General features: G+C 66.0%; 20 protein-coding genes. 9 read left to right on the top strand and 11 right to left on the bottom strand.

Going from position 1 to position 20,514, the window contains the following annotated elements; genetic code table 11:
* Nucleotides 1–48 precede the first annotated feature (48 nt).
* From H5T65_07580 to mgtE, 3 genes are all read left to right on the top strand, one after another.
* Nucleotides 49–348 (top strand): hypothetical protein, encoded by a 300-nt coding sequence (locus H5T65_07580; protein ID MBC7259095.1) that lies wholly within the window; start codon nucleotides 49–51, stop codon nucleotides 346–348.
* The gene (locus H5T65_07575; protein MBC7259094.1) at nucleotides 341–580 is read left to right on the top strand and encodes a YtxH domain-containing protein; all 240 of its coding nucleotides are present in this window, start codon (nucleotides 341–343) and stop codon (nucleotides 578–580) included. Before H5T65_07580 ends, H5T65_07575 begins: the two co-directional genes overlap by 8 nt.
* A 188-nt stretch (nucleotides 581–768) precedes the next feature.
* Nucleotides 769–2,118: a magnesium transporter gene (mgtE, locus tag H5T65_07570; protein MBC7259093.1), complete on the top strand. Its 1,350-nt coding sequence runs from the start codon at nucleotides 769–771 to the stop codon at nucleotides 2,116–2,118.
* Nucleotides 2,119–2,139: 21 nt separating this feature from the next.
* On the opposite strand, the gene larC is transcribed toward mgtE, so the two are convergent.
* The 4 genes from larC to H5T65_07550 form a co-directional block, all read right to left on the bottom strand.
* Complete coding sequence (gene larC, locus H5T65_07565) at nucleotides 2,140–3,306, bottom strand: nickel pincer cofactor biosynthesis protein LarC (GenBank protein ID MBC7259092.1); 1,167 nt, start codon at nucleotides 3,304–3,306, stop codon at nucleotides 2,140–2,142.
* Nucleotides 3,303–4,037, bottom strand: coding sequence for a nickel pincer cofactor biosynthesis protein LarB (gene larB / locus H5T65_07560; protein MBC7259091.1), 735 nt, complete (start codon nucleotides 4,035–4,037; stop codon nucleotides 3,303–3,305). Before larB ends, larC begins: the two co-directional genes overlap by 4 nt.
* Complete coding sequence (gene larE, locus H5T65_07555) at nucleotides 4,030–4,818, bottom strand: ATP-dependent sacrificial sulfur transferase LarE (GenBank protein MBC7259090.1); 789 nt, start codon at nucleotides 4,816–4,818, stop codon at nucleotides 4,030–4,032. Before larE ends, larB begins: the two co-directional genes overlap by 8 nt.
* Nucleotides 4,819–4,938: 120 nt before the next feature.
* Nucleotides 4,939–5,346 (bottom strand): MGMT family protein, encoded by a 408-nt coding sequence (locus tag H5T65_07550; GenBank protein MBC7259089.1) that lies wholly within the window; start codon nucleotides 5,344–5,346, stop codon nucleotides 4,939–4,941.
* A 424-nt stretch (nucleotides 5,347–5,770) separates the two neighbouring features.
* On the opposite strand from H5T65_07550, the gene H5T65_07545 reads away from it, so the two are divergent.
* The 6 genes from H5T65_07545 (at nucleotide 5,771) to H5T65_07520 (ending at nucleotide 11,247) form a co-directional block, all read left to right on the top strand.
* Entirely contained in the window at nucleotides 5,771–6,712 is a 942-nt protein-coding gene (locus tag H5T65_07545) for an FHA domain-containing protein (GenBank protein ID MBC7259088.1), read from the top strand.
* Between the two features lie 70 nt (nucleotides 6,713–6,782).
* Nucleotides 6,783–7,544 carry an alpha/beta fold hydrolase gene (locus tag H5T65_07540; protein MBC7259087.1) on the top strand — a complete coding sequence of 254 codons (762 nt, stop codon included), beginning with the start codon at nucleotides 6,783–6,785 and terminating at the stop codon, nucleotides 7,542–7,544.
* 223 nt (nucleotides 7,545–7,767) lie between these two features.
* The gene (locus H5T65_07535) at nucleotides 7,768–8,745 is read left to right on the top strand and encodes a CoA transferase subunit A (GenBank protein MBC7259086.1); all 978 of its coding nucleotides are present in this window, start codon (nucleotides 7,768–7,770) and stop codon (nucleotides 8,743–8,745) included.
* A complete protein-coding gene (locus H5T65_07530; protein MBC7259085.1) occupies nucleotides 8,742–9,506 on the top strand; it encodes a 3-oxoacid CoA-transferase in 765 nt (254 codons plus the stop codon). Before H5T65_07535 ends, H5T65_07530 begins: the two co-directional genes overlap by 4 nt.
* Nucleotides 9,507–9,701: 195 nt before the next feature.
* Entirely contained in the window at nucleotides 9,702–9,932 is a 231-nt protein-coding gene (locus tag H5T65_07525; protein MBC7259084.1) for a DUF4926 domain-containing protein, read from the top strand.
* A 544-nt stretch (nucleotides 9,933–10,476) separates the two neighbouring features.
* Nucleotides 10,477–11,247, top strand: coding sequence for an IclR family transcriptional regulator (locus H5T65_07520; GenBank protein ID MBC7259083.1), 771 nt, complete (start codon nucleotides 10,477–10,479; stop codon nucleotides 11,245–11,247).
* Nucleotides 11,248–11,259: 12 nt separating this feature from the next.
* Here H5T65_07520 and H5T65_07515 read toward each other — a convergent pair whose 3' ends face one another.
* From H5T65_07515 to tnpA, 7 genes are all read right to left on the bottom strand, one after another.
* Entirely contained in the window at nucleotides 11,260–12,285 is a 1,026-nt protein-coding gene (locus tag H5T65_07515; protein MBC7259082.1) for an alcohol dehydrogenase catalytic domain-containing protein, read from the bottom strand.
* A gap of 21 nt (nucleotides 12,286–12,306) precedes the next feature.
* Nucleotides 12,307–13,776, bottom strand: a complete 1,470-nt coding sequence (locus H5T65_07510) for a trimethylamine methyltransferase family protein (protein ID MBC7259081.1) — start codon at nucleotides 13,774–13,776, stop codon at nucleotides 12,307–12,309.
* Between the two features lie 35 nt (nucleotides 13,777–13,811).
* Nucleotides 13,812–15,473 (bottom strand): ribonuclease J, encoded by a 1,662-nt coding sequence (locus tag H5T65_07505; GenBank protein MBC7259080.1) that lies wholly within the window; start codon nucleotides 15,471–15,473, stop codon nucleotides 13,812–13,814.
* A 24-nt stretch (nucleotides 15,474–15,497) separates the two neighbouring features.
* Nucleotides 15,498–16,745: an MFS transporter gene (locus H5T65_07500; GenBank protein MBC7259079.1), complete on the bottom strand. Its 1,248-nt coding sequence runs from the start codon at nucleotides 16,743–16,745 to the stop codon at nucleotides 15,498–15,500.
* A 416-nt stretch (nucleotides 16,746–17,161) separates the two neighbouring features.
* On the bottom strand, nucleotides 17,162–18,280 hold the full coding sequence (locus H5T65_07495; GenBank protein MBC7259078.1) for a hypothetical protein: 1,119 nt from the start codon (nucleotides 18,278–18,280) through the stop codon (nucleotides 17,162–17,164).
* Between the two features lie 233 nt (nucleotides 18,281–18,513).
* Nucleotides 18,514–19,653, bottom strand: a complete 1,140-nt coding sequence (locus tag H5T65_07490) for an acyl-CoA/acyl-ACP dehydrogenase (GenBank protein MBC7259077.1) — start codon at nucleotides 19,651–19,653, stop codon at nucleotides 18,514–18,516.
* A gap of 316 nt (nucleotides 19,654–19,969) precedes the next feature.
* Nucleotides 19,970–20,404, bottom strand: coding sequence for an IS200/IS605 family transposase (tnpA, locus tag H5T65_07485; protein ID MBC7259076.1), 435 nt, complete (start codon nucleotides 20,402–20,404; stop codon nucleotides 19,970–19,972).
* Nucleotides 20,405–20,514 lie beyond the last annotated feature (110 nt).

Below are 20,514 nucleotides of genomic sequence, written 5' to 3'. Positions count from 1 at the left end.
GGGAGCGCCCGCCCCTGCAATGGGAGCGGCAAGGACGAGGAGGGCAATATGAACCTGGGCACGTGGCGCGACGTAGCCGTCGTGCTGTTGGCGGTGGAGGCGTTCTTCGGCGTGTTGGTCGCCGGGGCCGCCTGCTACTTCGGCGTACGCGGGGTACTCTGGCTCAAGGCCAACATTCCGCGCGTAACACGCCCTGCGCGAGTTTATGTCAACCAGGCCGAACGCGCGGTCCGCCAGGCGGGCGGCGCGGCCATCAGCCCATTTGTCTGGGGCGAGGCCACAGGCGCGCGCGTCCGCGCAGCCTTGCGCGCACTGGGCCGCTCCGAAAGGAGGAACTCCCATGTCTAAACGGGAACGGGTCATCTTCATCGGCACGCTCGTCGGCGGCGTCCTGGGCGCCACGGTGGCCTACCTCCTCGCCCCGCCCAAGGAGCCAGGGGAGGAAGACAGCCCCTCGCTTCTGGCGGGCGTGGGGCTTGTGGAGGGCCTGGCCATCGCCCGCGCCGCCTTCTCCTTCATCCGCCAGATACGCTCGGTCAGGCAGAAGGGCGTCGCCAAAAGACGCGGCGCAGGCCGATAGGGACCACGAAGACAGGCCGGGGCCATCGCACCTGATGGCTCCACGGGTCTTTTTGACAAGCCGCCAATTTCGCGGTAGCATTACCGAGCCGATACGCTTGGCGTCTATCCAACCGATAGCCCAGCACCCCCTGGGGCCAGGTGTTTCGGCTTTTGTTTTCGTTTCCAACCCAGAAAGGAGGTGAGCCAATGGAAGAGAGCCGTGTAGATGCCGCGCTCCGCACCGTGCGCGCGCTCCTGGAAGCCAACGACATCCAGGCCGCGATCCGCGTCCTGGAATCGCTCAACGCGCCCGACCAGGCCGACGTGTTTGAGGAACTGTCGCCCGAACTCCAGGAAGCGCTGCTGCCCCAGATGGATACGGAGGATTCGGCAGACATCCTGGAGGAACTGGAGGACGAAGACGCGGCCGAACTGGCGCAGAAGTTGCCGGTAGACACCCTGGCCGACATCGTGGACGAAATGGAGCCGGACGAAGCGGCGGACCTCCTGGGCGACCTTCCCGATGCCACCACCGCTGCAGTGTTGAGGGAGATGGAAGACGCGCACGAGGTCATTCCATTGCTCGCCCACGAAGACGACACTGCCGGCGGTCTCATGTCGCCGGTGCAAGTTGCCCTGAACCAGCGCATGACGGCCGATGAGGCCATCCAGCACGTTCGCAAACTCGCCCCCGACACCACAATGGCCTACTATCTATTCGTGGTGGACGATGAGAACCACCTGGTCGGCGTGGTGAGCCTTCGCGAACTCATCGTTGCCGACCCGCAGACCCTCATCCGCGACATCATGAACCGCGACGTGATTTCCATCCGCGCCGACGCAGACCAGGAAGAAGCCGCGCGGCTCATGACGCGCTACGACCTCCTGGGCCTGCCCGTCGTGGATCGCGAGAACCACCTGCTCGGCATCATCACCTACGATGAGGTCGCCGACATCCTGGAAGAGGAAGCCACCGAGGACATCCAGCGATTCGGTGGCGCCGAGCCGCTGGACAAACCGTATCTTTCCACGGCGGTCAGTTGGGTCGCGCGCAAGCGCCTGGGGTGGCTGTTGCTGCTCTTCATCACCGAGACGTTCACCGGCTCGGTGCTCCGCCATTTTGAGTCCACGCTCAGCCAGGTCGTCTCGCTGGCCTTCTTCGTCCCGCTGCTCATCGGCACAGGCGGCAACTCCGGCTCGCAGACAACCAGCACCATCATCCGCGCCCTGGCCATCGGCGATGTGGACACGAAGGACATCCTGCGGGTTTACTGGCACGAGTCCAGGGTGGGCCTGGTGCTGGGAGCCATGATGGCCGTGGTCGCGTTCATCCGCGCCCTGACCTGGGGAACCACCGTCTGGGTGGCCATCGCCGTGGCCGTGAGCATCTGGGCCATCGTGTTGTGGGCCAACAGTCTGGGGGCGCTGCTGCCGATCATCGCCCACAAACTGCGCATTGACCCCACCGTCGTATCCGGCCCCGTCATGAGCACCCTGGTGGACGCGACCGGCCTATTCATCTACTTCACCATCGCGAGGGCGATACTGCGGCTGTAGAAGGGATGTGCTGCGCGAGCCTCACGTCGCCGCCAGGGCAGCGCGCACCACGTCCTCCAGCGGAATCCCGTGCTCGCGGGCGATGCGCGCGCAGTCCTCGTACTCGGGCCGCCGCAGCGCGACTCCGCCGTCCAGCATTTTCACCTTCACGCGCACCTCGCCCCAGGGCGTCGGCACCGTCTCCGTGCGCCGCTCGGCGGTGCGGCGTTCCGCCTCCAGCCAGCGCAGGCCCAGCGTCGGCGTCTCGCGCAGCACGACCGCGGCCAACGCCTCGGCATCGCTCGGAGCCGCGATGACGGAAAGGACCACGCCAGGGCGATTCTTCTTCATCTGAATCGGCGTGAACCACACGTCCAGCGCGCCCGCGGCGAACAGCCGCTCCATCGCGTGCCCCAAAGCCTCGCCCGTGGCGTTGTCCAGATTGCACTCCAGGAGCACAACCCGCTCGTGTTCGCTGGCCCGCGTCTCGCCTACCCACGCGCGGACCGCGTTCGGCCACGGGAAGCCCTCGTGCTTGCCAAATCCGTAGCCCACCCGACTGATCCGCAGCTCAGGCTGCCGGAACTGCGCGACCTCACTCAGAATCGCCGCGCCTGTCGGCGTAACGGTTTCGCCCTCCACCTCCACGGGATACGTGGGCGCGCCCGACTCGGCCAGAATCTCCAGCGTGGCCGGCGCGGGCAGCGGCAAGACCCCGTGCGCCGCGCGGACAAAACCCCGCCCCAACGGCAGCGGCGAGGCGTACACCTCCTCCACGCCGGCCAGTTCCAGGGCCACCGCAAACCCCACGATGTCCACGATGCTGTCCACGGCGCCGACCTCGTGGAAATGCACCTCTTCGGGCGTCGCGCCGTGAACCCGCGCCTCGGCGCGCGCCAGCCGGCGGAAAACCGCCAGCGCCCGCTCTCGCGCGCGAGCGGGCAGCGCGTCGCCCGCACCGCGAAGCAGCGCCTCAATGTCCGACAGATGGCGATGGGGTTGCCGCTCCACGTCCACGTGGACCTCCAACCGAATGCCCGCAATCCCATCCCGCACGACTTCGCGCGCCTCAACCGTGAAGTCGCCCACCGGCAAAGCGCGCAACGCGGTCAGAACGCCCTCCAGCGGAACGCCCGCATGGAGAAGCGCCCCCAGGAGCATGTCGCCACTTGCGCCGGCGAAGCAATCCAAGTACACCGCCCGACTCATTTTCCGTCCCCCTCGCGCCGCGCGGCGGCAACCCGATTCGCGATCAAGCCCGCCACGATTCCCGCGCCCACGCCATTGTCTATGTTCACCACGGCCAGCCCAGGCGCGCACGTCTGCAACATAGAGGTCAGCGCGCCGATGCCGCCCCCGCCGAACCCGTACCCCACCGACGTGGGCAGCCCGATGACCGGCACATCCACCAACCCCGCCACCACGGACGGCAGCGCGCCATCCATACCCGCCGCCACGACGATCACGTCCACCCGAGCATCGCGAAGCAGCGCCCGAAGCGGCTCAAACAGGCGATGCAAGCCTGCCACGCCCACATCGTGGGCCTTGAACACCTCGCACCCCATCTCGCGGCAGATCAGCGCCGCTTCCGCCGCCACCGGAATGTCCGACGTCCCCGCCGTGATGATGCCCACGCGCCCGCCCGAAGGCCGCACCTCGCCGCCCACCCGCCTCAACACTGCCGCGCGCGCCTCGCCGTCCCATTCCAGCCACGGCCGTTGCGGATGCTCGGGGTCAGGCGACGTCGGAAACTCCGCGCGCAATCGCGCCTCCAGGTCTGGCGGGACGCGGCTCAAAATGGCCCGCCCCCGCACTTGCAAGAACTTCTGGGCGATGGCAAGACATTGCTCCACCGTCTTCGTCCCCGCGAATATGACTTCGGGCGCGCCTTTCCGGTCGTCGCGAAACAAATCCGGATTCGCAAACTCAAGTTCATCCAAGAGGGTTCTCCTCCTGCGGTCCCAACGTCTCGTTCATGCTGCCCGTCCGATAGCCGGCCAAATCCAGCGCCACGTACACGTAGCCCACCTCCCGAAACGCGCGCAGAATCCGCTCCCTGGCCGAGTCGGTCATCAGCAGCGCCCAGTCGGCGGGTTCGCATTCCACCTTTGCCAGCGGCCCCCAATGGCGCACCCGCACTTGTCGTAGCCCGAACTCGGCCCGCAGGAACTCCTCGGCGCGCTCCACGCGTGCCAGGTCATCCTCGCGAATCCGAGTGCCGTAGGGGATGCGAGTGGCCAGGCAAGCCTGCGGTGGCTTGTCCCATGTGGGCAGTCCCAGCGCCCGCGACAGCGCCCGAATCTCGGCCTTCGTCAGGCCCGCCTCGGCCAGCGGTGCGCGAGCGCCCACCTCCTCCGCTGCCCGCTGGCCTGGGCGGTAATCCGCCGCGTCGTCGGCATTCGCCCCGTGGACAACAAAAGCCAGCCCCCGCTCGCGGGCTAGGTCCCGCAACCTGGTCAACAACCCGCGCTTGCACACGTAGCACCGGTCAGGCGGGTTGGCGACAAACGCATCGTCGGACATCACCGGCAGAGAAATCCACAGGTGCCGACTGCCCAACCGCGCGGCCAGCGCCTCGGCTTCGCGCATCTCCCGCCGGGGGTGTATGGGCGCGTCGGCGGTAACGGCGAGGACATTCTCCGCGCCGAGGACCGCGAGGCTCTCGGCCAGCAGGTAGGTGCTGTCGGTCCCGCCCGAAAAGGCCACCAGAACGGACACCATATCCCCGAGCAGCCCTCGCAGGCGCTCCACCTTTTCCGCAAGGGGTTTCTCTATGTCAAGTCTGTGCGCTTCCACCGGAACTCCTTGGAATCGTATTTGCCGCACCGTTGCGCGCGCACGCTACAACAACTCCAACTGTCGCGGCTCCTCGCCCTCGTCGCTCACGGGGTATCCGTGGGCAACCAGCCAGGCCCGATCCGGCCCGGCCCACTGGAAGCGGCGCAAGTCGGTGCGGCCCCGCGCGTCAAACTCCACCCCCTCCGCCTCCAGCAGCCGCCGTTGCAGCGCAGCCTCCTGCTCACGGAACTCCGTGCTAATCTCACCGCGAGCGTTGATGACGCGATGCCACGGGATCTCCAGGCCCGCGGGCATCGCCCGAAGCGCCCAGCCGGCCATTCTCGCCGTGCACGGCGGCCCAACAATCCGCGCGATCTGGCCGTAGGTAGCGACGCGCCCCGCCGGAATCAGGGCGACCACCTCGTACACCCGGGTATACATCTCCTCAAACGGCAGGGTTCCCAGTCCCATGTATCCGCCTCCGAGATCCTGCGCCTATGGTATTCGGAATGGCAGATGCCGTCAACAAGCGCCCAACCTCGTCTCCCGCGCGGGGTTGCATTGGGCGCGGGGCGAAGCGCCGAGGCAATCCTTTGCGTAGATTCGCGTTATTCGCGGTTACAACTCCGAGACCCTTGGGGTCTGTTCACCATTCGCGCGGATTCGTGTTATTCGCGGTTACAACTCCCAAGGTGCAACTCCCAACGTGCGACGCACCTCGGAGGTGCGCCGCACGTTCTCCATTCGCGTAGATTCGTGTTATTCGCGGTTACAACCCCGCGGCAGGTATGGAAACCTGCCCTACTATGTTCGGACCGCATCACCCGTTTGCGCTTTGCACTCTGCGCGGAACATGCTATAATCCATTGGATTCTGCGACAAGGAGCAGGCGGATATGGCCTTGATAGGGTACGATCCCCGCAAGAAGGTGGATACGCCCGCCGTGCGGCATCCCGGCAAGCTCGCCGCGCCTCCCCTGGAACAAACCGTGATGATTTCCCACCCCGACATGCCTCGGGTGAATCCGGTCCGCGCGCTCTGGCTCATCCCCCTAGTCGGAGGAGGCCTGTCCCGCGCCTTCATCATCCGCGAACCCGAGACCATCCTGGGGCGGCAGATGGGCGCGGGCCTGCGCCTGTGGGATAGCAGAGTCTCCCGCCAGCACTGCAAAATCCTGCTGACCGAACGCACGGCCGTGGTGGTGGACCTGGAGAGCAGCAATGGCACCTTCGTCAATGACGAGCAGATTGAGCGCGCGGAACTCAGCGACGGCGACCTGCTCCGCGTCGGCGACACCGTGTTTCGCGTCCGCTACATGGACTTCGCCGAACAGGGCGCGTCCGACGACGCCTACTACCTGGCGACCCGCGACCCAGGCACGGACCTCTACAACCGCCAATACATGATTGAGGCGCTCCAACGCGAGTGCGCGCGAGCCGCCCGCCACAACTACCCGCTGGCCCTTCTCCTCGCCAGCGTGGAGGCTGAGAGAATCCCACAGGAAGGCCGACTGGCCGCCCTGGACAAACAAGCCCGCTCGCTTGCGGCGGTCCTCTGCCAGCAGGGCAACGAGGACATCATCCTGGGGAGATACAGCGTGAGCGAAGTTGCCGCGATTCTGCCCATGGCCGCGCCGGACGAAGCGACCGCGCTTGCGCAGAAGGCGCAGGCCGACTACCAGGCGGCTTCGGACGTCGCCGCGCCCACGCGCGTTCTGTATATCGGCCTCGCTCACTTCCCTGAGCAGGCCGATTCTGCGGAGCAACTCTTGGAAAAGGCGGAGATCATGCTGTATCAGGCGCGATCTGCCGCGCCGCCCGAGTCAGCACAACCCTGACCATAGGCCAACCCTACGCGCCGGCGCGCCCTTGACCGAGGGCCAAACATCTCAACAGCGAGGGCCGCAGATGGAAAAACTCGTGGTCTTCCAAAACCAGGGGCAGAACCTCTACGGCATGCTGCACCTTCCCGAAGGCCCAACCCCCTGCCCCGCCGTCGTCCTGCTCCACGGCTTCACCGGCCACCGCAGCGAGTCCCACTTCATCTTCACCAAACAGGCCCGACATCTCGCCCAACACGGCATTGCGGCGCTTCGGTTTGACTTCCGCGGCTCTGGAGAGAGCGAGGGCGACTTCGCCGACATGACCATTGAGGGCGAAATCTCCGACGCCGCAGCCGCACTGGACTGGTTGAGCGCCCAACCCGAGATAGACCAGGCGCGTCTGGGTGTTCTGGGGCTCAGCCTGGGCGGTCTGGTAGCCGCCTGTCTGGCGGGGCGCGACCCCCGCGTGCGCGCCCTTGTCCTCTGGGCCGCGCCCGCCAACCTGGCCGAGGTCCTCACCAAAGGCGCGGCCAACGCATCGCGCCCGCCCGCGGCTCACCCGTCCGGCTACGACATCGGCGGGCTTGTCGTCGGCCACGAATTCATCCGCCAGATGATGGCCATCCGCCCGCTGGACGAACTCCGCCGATTCGCAGGCCCCACCCTCGTCGTCCAAGGCACCGCAGACGCATCGGTCCCGCCCGATGACGCGCACAAGTACCTGCAGGCATTGACCGGCCCCAAAGCGCTGAAAATGGTAGAGGGCGCCGACCACACGTTTTCATCCATCGCCTGGGAAAAGGAGGTGATCACCGCATCCACCCGGTGGTTCGCGCAGCATCTCTAGGGGCATTTGCCGCACCGGCCCGCATCGCAACGGCAAGTCTGCTGAGGCGCGGAGCAGGCAGCGACACAAGGCCGGCCTCCGCGGCCCCGACGCGCTTCTCGCGGCAGAGCGATGGCGCGGCAAGCCCCCATATCGTACCGCGTTTCCGCCAAGAACCAGGTCATTCTGCTCGGCATGAACGGCACTGCCAGAACGGACTGGCAACTAGCAAAGGAGGCGAACCATGCATGTAGTGGAATCTGGCATCGGCCCACTCATCCAGCCGCCCGACATGAACGCCTTCCGAGAGTGGAACCGCCTGCACAAGAACAAGGCCCTGGTGGACAAACTAATGTCGGAGCAGGAGGCCATCTCTCGCTTCATGTTTGACGGCGCGTACATCGGCACCGAACTCTACGGCACCGTCCGCTGCCCCATGTCCCTCGTCCGCGAACTCATCCGCCAGGGGTACAAAGACCTCCGCGTCGCCTGCCAGGGCGTCATGGAACTGGACCTGCTCCTCGCGACGGGCCGGGTCCGCGCGTTAGACATCACCTACATCGGCAACGAGGTGTACGGCATCTCGGCCAACCTGCGCCGCGAAGTGGAGAGCGGTCGGGTGCAGCACGTCGTGGAATGGTCCAACGGCGGCATCACCTGGCGGTTCAAGGCCGCCGCTATGGGCGTGCCCTTCATCCCCGTTCGCTCCATGCTCGGCACCGACACGCTGAAGTACAGCGCGGCGAAGGTGGTGGAGTGTCCCTTCACCGGCGAGAAGGTCGCCCTCCTCCCTGCCCTTATCCTGGACGTGGGGTTCATCCACGTGCACCGCGCCGACCGCTACGGCAACTGCCAGATTGACGGCATCGCGGGGTTTGCCATAGAAATGGCCCGCGCCTGCAAGCGCCTCATCGTCAGCGCCGAGGAAATCATCCCCACCGAGGAAATCCGCAAGCGCCCCGACCGAACGGTCATTCCCTACTACCTGGTGGATGCCGTCGTCCATGCGCCCTTCGGCTCGCACCCGGGCGAGATGTGTTATGTCTATCGCCGCGACGAGGAACTCATCCGCGAGTGGGTCAAGGAGATGGAGCAGCCTGACACCGCCCAGACCTACCTCCAGAAGTACGTGTACGGCCCCAAGAACCACGAGGAGTACATGGACCTGGTCGGGCGCGACCGCCTGGAGGGCCTGCGATACCGCAAGGGAGGGCAACCATGAGCACCGAGTACAACCCCCGCGAACTTCTCATTTGCGTGGCGGCGCGCCTCATGGAGGACGGCACCACCGCCTTCATCGGCACAGGCATCCCGATGCTGGCGGCGGCGCTGGCGCAGAAACTCCACGCGCCCAACCTGGTAACCGTCTTTGAGTTCGGCGGCACCGGCGCAATCCTGGAAGAGTTGCCTCTGGCCGTGGGCGAGGAGCGCACCTTCCACCGCGCCCTGTCGGCCACCGGCATCTGCGACACCATGGAGACCGCCCAGCGCGGGTTCATAGAGTACGGGTTCCTGGGCGGCGCGCAGATTGACCCCTACGGCAACCTGAACTCCACCGTCATCGGCGACCACGCCCGCCCCAAGGCCCGCCTGCCCGGCAGCGGTGGCGCCAACGATGTGGGTTCCCACTGCTGGCGCACCATCGCCATCATGCAGCACGACGCCCGGCGCTTCGTCCCCAAGGTGGACTTCATCACCACCCCGGGCTACCTCACCGGCCCGGGCGCCCGCGAGGCAGCCGGCCTGCCGCCCGGAACCGGCCCCTACCGCGTCGTGTCCAGCCTGGCGCTCATGGGGTTTGACGACGCCACCAAGCGGATGAAACTCCTGGCGGTGCATCCGGGCGTAACCGTGGAGCAGGTCATCCAGAACACGGGGTTTGAACTCCTGCTGGCCGACCGCATAGAGGAGACGCCCCCGCCCACCGCCGAGGAGTTGCGCCTCCTGCGCGAGGAGATAGACCCGCACCATTTGTACATCTGACGCGAGGCCGCGGGCGCCCCCCCCCGCGCCGACGGGCATCCCGCAGCGGACGCCAGGGCGGCGTCTGGGCTGCGGAGGCAACACAGGGGCAGGCATGGGAACCTGCCCCTACGCTCGCATTGGGATGCTGGCACAATGCCCCAACACGTAGGGCGGCTTCCCATAGCCGCCTAGGCAGGGAAAGGAAGGGTTCCAATGATTCGGGAACTTGATACGGTTGTCCTTGCCAAAGATCTAGAGGCATATGGTCTCAGGCGTGGCGACGTTGGCGCCGTTGTTCACTGCTATGAAGATGGCAAAACCTTTGAGGTGGAGTTTGTTACGGGCGAAGGCAAGACCATCGCAGTGGTAACACTGGCTGAACCGGACATTCGCCCAATGCGCCATGAAGAAATCCTTCACGTGCGCGCTTTCGTGTCAACGTAGATAGCCACGCGCGGTAGTTCCTGAACAAGCAGCGGGAGCCGACCGCATAGAGGAGACGCCCCCGCCCACCGCCGAGCGCACGCCGCCGCGCCTTCCTGCCCCCCAGACCCGAAACGCGACGGCGCGACGACCGGACACACGGGCAGGTATGGAAACCTGCCCTACGCTCGCAATGGACTGGTGGCACAACGCCAAAACACGTAGGGCGGCTTCCCATAGCCGCCGGATACACGGGCAGGTATGGAAACCTGCCCTACGCTCGCAATGGGCTGGTGGCACCACGCCCCAACCCGTAGGGCGGCTTCCCATAGCCGCCGGAGGCGAGGTCTACCTCACCCATCTCCACCCTGGCCCTCCCCTTCCCTCTCCGCGCGCGGAGAGGGAAGGGGAGGGTGTGGGAGGGGTTAGGTGAGGTCGAGAGGCCGCGACGGCGCGAAGACCGGGCAGGTTCCCCACGCGGCCACCCCAAGATTGAATCTCCCGCCCAATCGTGATATAATCCCCACTGCGGCGCGGTCGCAATCCCACAGCGCAAGGAGCACGGATGAAAAACCCCAACATCTACCGGGTGCGCGTCATGGAGCGCGCCATGCAGATTCTGGATTGCTTTGACGACGAGCATCCCGAGCGCGGCGTCTCCGAGATCGCCCAACTTGTCGGCCTCCACAAGGCCACCACGCATCGCATCATCGTGTCGCTGATGAACGGGGGCTTCCTGGAGCGGGCGACCGACGGCGAGCGCTATCGGCTGGGCCTGCGCCTGGCCGAGTTGGGCATGGCCGCCATCCGCACCCTGGACTTCCGGCGCGAGGCCATCCCCCACATGAAGGCGCTCGTGGACCGATTTGAGGAGACCTGCGACCTGAGCGTGTTTGACCGAGGCGAGGTCTTCTACGTGGAGGTGATCCAGGGCAAGCACACCCTGACCATCGCGGCGCGGGTGGGCATGCGGCTCCCGGCCCACTGCACCGCCAGCGGCAAGACCTTCCTCGCCTTCATGCCCGAGGCCGAAGCGCGCAGCATCCTCAAAGAGCCGCTCACCCGATACACCGACTGGACCATCACCTCGGCCGAACAAGTGTGGGCGCAACTGGCCGAGGTCCGCGCGCGCGGCTACGGCTACGACGACCAGGAGTTTGAAATCGGCATCCGCGCCGTGGCCGCGCCGATCCGCAACCGAGAGGGCAAGGTGATCGCCGTCATCAGCATGCCAGGCCCCACCAGCCGCATGACGCCGGAACGCGTGTCCGAGATCGCCGAGAGCATCGTCGCCGCCGCGCGGGCCATCTCCACGCGCCTGGGATGGCAGGGGTAGCCACAGCCCGCGCTACCGCTGCGGCTCCACGATCACCTTGATGGACTCCGTCGCCTCGGCCACGATTCGGAAGCCGAGGCCGGTCTCCGCAAGGCTCAACCGGTGGGTGATCATATCGGCCACCGGGATACGGCGCGCGCGAATCAAATCCAGCGCGACGGTCAGGTCCTGCGGCGCAGCCCCGTATGAAGTCATCACCGTGATGCTATTGCGCCAGAAATCGTTGACCGGAATGGGCAATTCCGCGCCCGGTGGCGTCGGCGCGAAGAACTGGATGGTTCCCCCGCGCCCCACCGATTGCAGCGACTGGCGGAAGGCCGACATGGCCCCTGCGCACACGAACACCACATCGGCCAATCGGCCGTCGTTCACCTCGCGGACGCGCGCGGGAACATCCTCAGCCGCATGGAGCGCCACGTCGGCGCCGAAGCGCCGGGCCGCCTGAAGTCGGTACTCGTGCACATCGGTGGCGATCACGCGCCCCGCGCCCGATGCCCGCGCCAGGGCGACGTGCAGCAGCCCCGACATCCCGCTGCCCAGCACGAGCACCGTCTGCCCAGGGCGGACGTTCGCCACGCGCTGCGCCCGCACCACGCACCCCAGAGGTTCAATGAAGACCCCTTCCTCAAACGACACATCGTCCGGCAGGACCCACACGCCTCGGTCTACATTGATGGGCGGCACGCGCAGATACTCGGCGAACCCGCCCGGGTCGTAGTTCGTCGTGTGCAGCGTGTCGCAGACGGTGTGCTGGCCGTTGAGACAGTAGCGGCACGTGTTGCACGGGACGTGATGCGACACAAACACGCGGTCGCCCACCTTGTACCGCGAGACCCCCTCGCCCACCTCGGCGATGACGCCGGTAATCTCGTGCCCCAGCACGCGGGGAGCCTTCTTGATGCGGTACCACTCCATCACGTCGCTGCCGCAGATGCCGCTGGCGATCACTTTCACCAGGAGTTCGCCCGGGCCGATGCGCGGGGTGGGCATCTCCTCCAGGCGCACATCCTGATTGTTGTAATACATGGCTACGCGCATACGCATCGCTCCGGAATGGGATTAGCCGCGCGCACCGAGGGATTCGGTGCCCGGCAGATGCTCCAGGCCGACGCGGCGCGCCTCCGACCGCACGATGGCATACAGTTCCCGCTCCACGTCGGGCGCCAGGCTGGGCCGGGAATACGCCGCAAGCAGCGTGCGGACCCGCTCCCGCGCACGGGCAAGCGTGCCGGGCGAACCCGCCGCCTGCCAGGCGCCCAGGGAGCCGCGGTCTATCACCGGCGATGGCAGCACCTGCTCCAGCCGGAACAAGCGCCGCGTCTCGGGCAGCATCAGGAAGTCGCACCCCAGGCCCATGCGGGCGAAGGCGTCCGTCGCCAGGCGGTCGGTACGAACCTGGATGCCGTCCAGCAGCCGCAAGGCCATGCGAATGGCCTCGGCGTCCACGACAAGTTTCTCCACGCTGAAGCAGGCGAGAAAATCCAGCATCCCCGCGCCGCTGATCATGTTGATGCCGGCCAGCGCGCCCAAAACCGCCGTAACGCCCGACTCCAGGCCCGCTTGCGCGTCCACGATCTTGGCATCGCTCGCCCCCATGTACGCATGGGTCGGCAGGCCCAGGTGCTTGCCCACCTGCGCGTAGCCGATGTCCAGCATGGCGGTTTCCACCGCGCCCATGGGCGTCGTCGCGGCGCGCATGTCAAAGATGGCGGGCGCGCCGCCCCAGACCACTGGCGCGCCGGGCTGCGCCAGTTGGTGGATCACAATCCCGCTGATCGTCTCCGCCGCGTGCTGGACAAGGGAACCCAGGAGCGTTACGGGGGCCGTCGCCCCGGCCAACGGCATGGAGACCAATTGCGCCGGCACCCACGCCCGCGCCAGGTCTATGAGGTTCTGCGCGGCGAACTCGGTCCAGCGCAGCGGCGGGGATGGGCACATGTCAAAGACGGCGCGAGGGCGCGCGCGCAAGGCTTCAGGCCCACCGCTCTCCGCCGCAAGCATGGCGATCATCGTGCGCGTGCCCCTGGCCGTGAACCCGCCGGTTACGATAGGCTTCTCGGAATAAAGCAGCACCAGAAACAGACGGTACAGGTCGCCGATGTCCTTTGGCACGTCATCGCAGATAACCGCCGTGGACTGCGCGGCGTACTCCGGCAGCATCTCGGCCACCTGTACGATGCGCACCAGGTCGCTTGCCACCGACGACCGGTGCTCGCCGGTTTCGGGGTCTAGGATATGCACGCCGCAGGAGCCGGGGTCAAAGTGCACGGCATCGCCGGCGTAGCGGACTGTCGCGCGGCCCCTGCGGTCGTAGAGCGAGAACTCGCGCGGGGCCGATGCCAGCGCCCGCTGCGCCAGCGGCGCCGGAATCCGCGCCACGTCGCCGTCCACCCGCGCGCCGGATGACGCCAGCAGGTCCAACGCCTCCCGCGCCAGCACCCGCACGCCCGTCGTTGCGATGAGATCCATCGCCTCGTCCAGGATGCGCTGTACGATTTCCTCGTCCAGCAATTCCAGGTTGCGTCTCATCCGGCGACCTCACGCACAGCGTGAATCGGCAGCGCCTACACGGCGACAACGACCGCTTCAATCATGGGGCTTCGGCCCACCTCGTCGTGGAAGAAGCGCACCAGGGCGCGGCGCACCCGCTCGCGCACGTCCACCTCGTCCTTGGGCGGGCTCCCCGCCGTTACGGCCTCGCTGGCGGCGGCCGCAGCCCGTTGCAAGAGTTCCTGCGCCTCCGGCAGGTACACGACGCCGCGCGTAACCAACTCCACGGGACGCTGGAGCGCCCAGCCGCCTCGCCGCACCAACGCCACCGCCACCACAAATCCATCGCGGCTCAACGTCTCGCGGTCGCGCAGCACAGCAGGGCCAATATCACCTACGCCCGCCCCATCCACGAACACCCAGCCGCCCGGCACCCGCTCGGCGACGCGCGCCCCTTTCTCGTCTATCTCTATGACGTACCCGTTCTCCACGACGAACACGTTTTCCGGCGGCATGCCCAGTTCAATCGCCGTGCGGGCGTGGTGGTGCAGGTGCCGCAACTCGCCGTGAATCGGCAGGAAGTACTTCGGCTTGGTCAGGCTCAAGATGAGTTTCTGCTCCTCCTGGCTCGCGTGTCCCGACACATGCACCTGGGCCACGGCCTCGTACACCACCTCGGCGCCGCGCTGGAACAGGCGATTGATCGTGCGGCCCACCATCTCCTCGTTGCCGGGAATCACGTGCGACGACAGGATGACCGTGTCGCCGGGGACAATCTGCACCTGTTTGTGGGTTCCCGCCGCCATGCGAGCCAGCGCCGAGGTCGGCTCGCCCTGGCTGCCCGTCGCCACGATCACGATTTGATCCGGCTTCATGTTCTTGATGGCGCCCAGATCCACCACCAGTCCGTCCGGAATCGTCAGATAGCCCAACTCCTGGGCGATCTTGACGTTGTCCACCATGCTACGCCCAGCAAACGCGATCCGCCTGCCGTAGCGTTGCGCGCAGTTCACCAACTGCTGCACCCGCGGGATGAGCGAGGCGAAAGTGGCCACGATGATGCGCCCTTTGGCGCGCGAGAAGACCTGGTCAAAGGCCTGCTCCACGGTCCGCTCGGAGGGGGTAAACCCAGGCCGTTCGGCATTGGTGCTGTCGGCCATGAGCAGCAGGACCCCCTCGCCGCCCAACTGCGCCAGTCGCGCCAAATCCGCGCCCTTGCCCTCAATGGGCGTGTAGTCAAACTTGAAATCGCCCGAATGCACCAGCACCCCCAGCGGCGTGCGAATGGCCAGGCCAACGCCGTCGGGAATGCTGTGGTTCACGCGGAAGCATTCCACCTCAAACGTCCCGATGCGAAACGGCTGCCGCAACCCAACCTCGTGGAGCGGCGCGGCATCGGCCATCCCCTCCTCCCGCAACTTGACCTTGGCCAGGCCGATGGTCAACCGCGTGCCGTACACCGGTACCGGTATCTGGCGCAGGACGTAAGGCAGCGCGCCGATGTGGTCTTCATGCCCGTGGGTCAGCACAATGGCGCGTACCCGCTCCGTCTTGTCCAGCAGGTACCCGAAGTCGGGGATGACCAGGTCTACCCCCCACATGTCGTTTTCGGGGAACATGACGCCGGCATCCACGATGAGGATGTCGGAGCCATACTCAATGGCGAGCATGTTCTTCCCGATTTCGCCAAGTCCCCCGAGCGGGATCACTCGCAACTTTGGCTTGCTCACGTGCACGTACCTCGCTTCCGAATTATGTATCTACGCTTCGGTGGCGCGGGTTCTGGGCAGCCACAGCACCAGCAACGCCACCGCCATGAGGGCCAGCGCCGCCCCGAAGTAGAACGGCGCCGCCGCGCCAAATCCTTGCCACGGCCCCACTCCCTGCCACAAGATGCCCGCGATGAAACTCGCGGGGAAGGCCGAAAGCCCCACCGCCGCGTTGTACACGCCATACGCGGTGCCGCGCTTTTCGGGCGAGACGATGTCGGCCACCAGCGCCTTGGCCGTCCCCTCCACCGCGCCGTAGTAGATACCATAGGCGGCGTACAGTGCCCAGACGTGCCACCCCGCGCGCGCCAGCCCAAACCCCAAGTAGATAAGCCCGTACACCAGCCAGCCCGCCACAATCAGCCGACGCCGCCCGACGCGGTCCGAAAGCGACCCCGCCGGCGCGGAGATCGCCGCATAGATGAGGTTGAACGCCACCAGCATCAGCGAAATCTGGAAGACCGACAGCCCCACATTCCGCGCCCGCAGCAGCAGAAAAGCGTCGCTGGAATTGCCGAGTGTGAACAGGACCACGATGACGAGGAAGGCTTTGAACCGCGGCGAGAACCCCCGCAGGCTCAAGCGCACCCCTTCGGGCTTCTTCCCGCCAACCACCGCTTCCTTGACAAATAGCCCCAGGATCAACAGCGCGACGAAGGCGGGGATAATGCCCACGAGCACGAGCGTTTGGTACGTCTCGCGCGTCATGGCCAGGCCGAACTTCTGGCTGGCGTAGATGATGCCAGCGGCCAGCGCCAGGCCCACAAAGGCCCCCGCCGTGTCCCCCGCCCGATGAAGTCCGAAGGACGCGCCGCGGTTGTTCGCGTCGGCCGAATCGGCGATCAGCGCATCGCGGGGCGCTGTGCGAATCCCCTTCCCCAGTCGGTCCAGGAAGCGAATCCCCAGCACAGCCTCCCACGAGGCCGCAAAGTACAGGAACGGCTTGGACACGGCCGAAAGCCCGTACCCTGCGAAGGTCAGCCACTTTCGCTTCCCCAGGCGGTCCGAAATATAGCCGGAGAAGATCTTCATCAGGCTGGCGGTCGTCTCGGCCAGACCCTCTATCAAACCCACGATGGCCGTGCGCACCCCGAGCACGTCCGTGAGGAACAGCGGCAGCGTGGTGAGAGTCATCTCGCTGGAGATGTCGGTGAAGAACGAGACGAGTGCCAGCCAGACGACGTTGCGGCTCAAGCCGGTTCTCGCAGGAGACGCTGCGGCTTCCTTGTCGGTGTTGATGCTGACCACGATGAGCCTCCTCAGAGCAAATGTCCGACAGGCGCGGCGACAACCGTGTGCCGGCAAGTTTCTAGTTTAGCACGCCTTCGGGGTAGGGTCAACACGGACTCTACTCGCTTCGCCACGCCACCGTACTCCGCCCCAAAGGCTGTCGCGCCCGTCGTGCGAGGGGCCAACCCCAAAGGCGCTCTGCCTGGGCGCGGGACTGCCCCGCCTGTAATAGCGCGGAGTGGCATCTGCGGCATGTCGGTTATGGCCTGCTCGGGAGGCTGCGGCAACGCTATCCAGGGGGAGACATGAGGCTCAGGGAGCACACATTCGCGTGGGGGCGCCCCCTGCGTTCGCCCGCGACCACCAATCCCTCCCAACGGGCGCAATTCACGAATATCCCCTGTGATCGGGTGCGCCAATCGGCCCTACAAATCCTTCCGATACACCCGATGCCGCTTGTACCACCTCACGCCGATGGCTTCCATGTCGCCCATGCTCTTGAGATTCGCCTCGCTCACCTGCACGATGTCGCCATGGTTATACTGCGAGCCCATCAGCGTCTTCGCCAATTCGGCATAGAGCACCGCGTTGGCGCCCATGCCCTGGTACTCGGGCAGGAGTCCCAGGCCGTTGATGTTTACCCAGTCGGTGCGGCGGAACTCGCGCAGGATGCGAATCCAGCCGAAGGGCCATAGATGCCCGCCCGTCTTCTGCAGCGCAGCGGAAATGTCCGAGAAGGCAAACAGAAATCCGACCGGCTCATCGCCCTTCATGACGAGTTTGATGAGCCGCGGCTCGGCCACCAGGATGAGTTGGTCCACCATCCGCTTAAACTCTTCGGGCGTGAATGGGCAGAACTCGGCGGTATCTGCGAAGGCTCGCTCTAGGACCTGCGCGGCTATCGGAATCCAGCGCCGCATCTCGCGCTTGGAGCGGAACTCCTGGATGCGGAATCCGCGCCGCTCCCGGACCTTGTCGGCGATTTCAAAGAAGCGGGGCGGCAGTTCGTACCCCCGGCCCAGGTAGCCCGATAGGAAGTCATCGTATCCCACGAAGCCCGCGCCGGTGATGAGCGCGTCGTAGTAGGGATAGTTATAGGCGATGCCCAGGGCCGGCCGGTGCTCAAACCCCTCTACCAGCACGCCGTGCCCGTCGGAGCGCAGGAAGCCGTGTGGCCCCTTCATCTCGTTCAGGCCGCGCGCCCGCGCCCAGTCGCACGCAGCAGCGAAAAGCCCTTGCGCGGCCTCGGCGTCGTCCTCGCACTCAAACAGGTAGAAGAAGGCGGTGCGGCGGCCATGGTGCTCGTTGTACAGGCGGTGGTCCAACACCGCGATACGTCCAACGATGCGTCCGTCCCGCTCGGCGACGAAGAAGTTTGCGTCGGAATGCGTGTAGAACGGGTGCTTCTTGCGGTTGAACACGGCTCTGGCGTCGGACGCGAAGGGCGGCACCCACTGAGGACACCCGCGGTACAGGTCAAACGGGAATCGGAGGAACCGTTGGACGTCGCGGCGGTTGTTGGTGTCAATCTGGCGGATGTGCATGAACGCTCCCCTAGGGATGAGTTTGGGCGCATGATAGCAAAGGCGATAGGGATGTCAAGGCGGGCATTCGAATCACGAAGGACGCGAAAGGGCGCGAAAAACACGAAAGGATGCACTGGGTGGAATCGGCGCGTTCTTGCCCCGCCCCTGCCCCTCAGTTACGACAAGACGCACTCCAGCAGACCTTTCGTGCCTTTCGCGTTTCTTCCGCGACTTTCGTGTTCCAGACGTCCCTACTCGTACACCTTCTCGTCGGTGCGGTCGGCCTCGGGCGCGTCCATCTCCAAGTCGCGGCCCGCAGGCCCCTCCGTCAGCAGTTGCTTGTAGTACTCGTGCTGGATGAGCAAATCCATGATCTCGTTGGTGCCCGTCCAAATCATCACCAGGCGCACGTCGCGCAGCATCCGCTCAATCGGGTACACGTTGGTGTACCCGATGCCGCCCATAATCTGCATAGCGTGATTCACGGCAAGCCACGCCGTCTCCGTGGCGCACTTCTTGGCCTCGGACACCATGCGGCGAATCAGGCCGTGGGACTGGCCCGTGTCAATGGCGCGGGCCGCGGCGTACACCAATCCGCGGGCGGCGTCCAGTTGGGTGAGGGCGTCGGCCACCTTGAACGAGACGGCCTGGAAGCGGCGAATCTTCTGGCCGAAGGCGGTGCGCAGGTCCGAGTAGCGGGCGGCGACTTCCAGTGCGGCGCGGCCCATGCCGATGGCCCCCGCCGCCGAGGTCATCCGCTCGGGGATCATCATGCGCCAGAAGATTTCGGCGGCGCAATTCTCCTCGCCCACCAAGTTCTCGGCGGGGACGCGGGCATCGCGGAAGTAGATGCGGCCGGGGCCTTCGGGGCGCGTGCGGGCGTACACGAAGAAGTAGTCGGCCCCCTCGGCGCCCACGACAAACCGCTTCTGCCCGTTGAGGATGTACACGTCGCCCTCGCGGCGCGCCTGGCACGTGCTGCCGAAGAAGTCGGAGCCGCCGCGCGGTTCGGTCAGCGCCTCGGCGCAGGTCAGGCGGCCCTCCAGCGTCGGGCGCAAGTACTTCTCCTTCTGCGCGGGCGTGCCGAAGGCGGCAATGGCCTCGCCCACGATGCTGGGTAGGGAGTACAGGCACGCCAGCGACGTGCCCAACACGCCCACCTCCTCCAGGGCGATGATCTCATCCTCCCAGCGCAGGCCGCGCCCACCGTACTCCGCGGGGAAACGCAGGCCCAGCAGGTTGCGCTCGGCGGCCCAGCGGATGTACTCGCGGGGGTAACGCACCTTGTCGGCGTCCATGTCCAGGATGAGTTGGCGTGGGACGCTGCGCACGAACTCGCGCACCTCCTCCTGGAGCCGTTTCTGCTCTGCGGTGAGCATCCAGTCAAACATGGGTTGCCTCCTTGCACAATGTTTGTAGCGGGGTGACGCGTGCGTCGCCCCGCGCCTTCGCCCGAGGCTAAAGCCGTCGGGCTAAATGGACAAAGCCCCGCGCGCCACCCAGCCCCAACGGGGCTTCGCACCCTCAGCGCGGGGGTTTAGCCCCGCGCGCCACCCCGCACACGCGCCTTCGCCCGAGGCTAAAGCCGTCGGGCTAAATGGACAAAGCCCTGCGGGCTACCCCAGCCCCAACGGGGCTTCGCACCTTCAGCGCGGGGGTTCAGCCCCGCGCGTGCGCTGCCATGCGTGGGCCGACCAGCCCACACCTCTATCCGCGCGTGCGTTGTGGGGATAGGTCATCGGCAAGACGTTCTAGTCCGGGGATGCAGGTGCCCTCAGTGTGATGCTGGCGCTGGCGTTTGACGTACCCTACAACACTCGCTAGGGACTTCCCGGAAAACGATACGACACCGTACTCGGCCTGCCATGCAAACTGTCCCTGTATGTCTAGGCTGTGATTGACGAAGTGTGAACTACTGCCCTTGATCTGTCCTACGAAATCGGCAAGCGCGATCTTCGGGGGCACCGAAACCACCAAATGAACGTGATCCGGCATGCCCCCTACCGCATGCAGAATGCCGCCCAGTGCCTGCGCCTTACCTGCAATGACGTTATGCACCGAAGCCTCCCACTCCAGGCTGATGAGGGGCTCGCCGTTCTTTGTCCCCCATACAAAGTGATAGAACAGCTGCCAATAGGGCATACCGCTGCCTCCTGTATTGTTTCGCCCGAGGCTAAAGCCGTCGGGCTAAATGGACAAAGCCCTGCGGGCTACCCCAGCCCCAACGGGGCTTCGCACCTTCAGCGCGGGGG

Source organism: Chloroflexota bacterium (genome assembly GCA_014360805.1).
Taxonomy (GTDB): domain Bacteria; phylum Chloroflexota; class Anaerolineae; order DTLA01; family DTLA01; genus DTLA01.
Note: the sequence above shows the minus strand (reverse complement) of the source record. Positions and strands in the feature narration are given on the sequence as shown.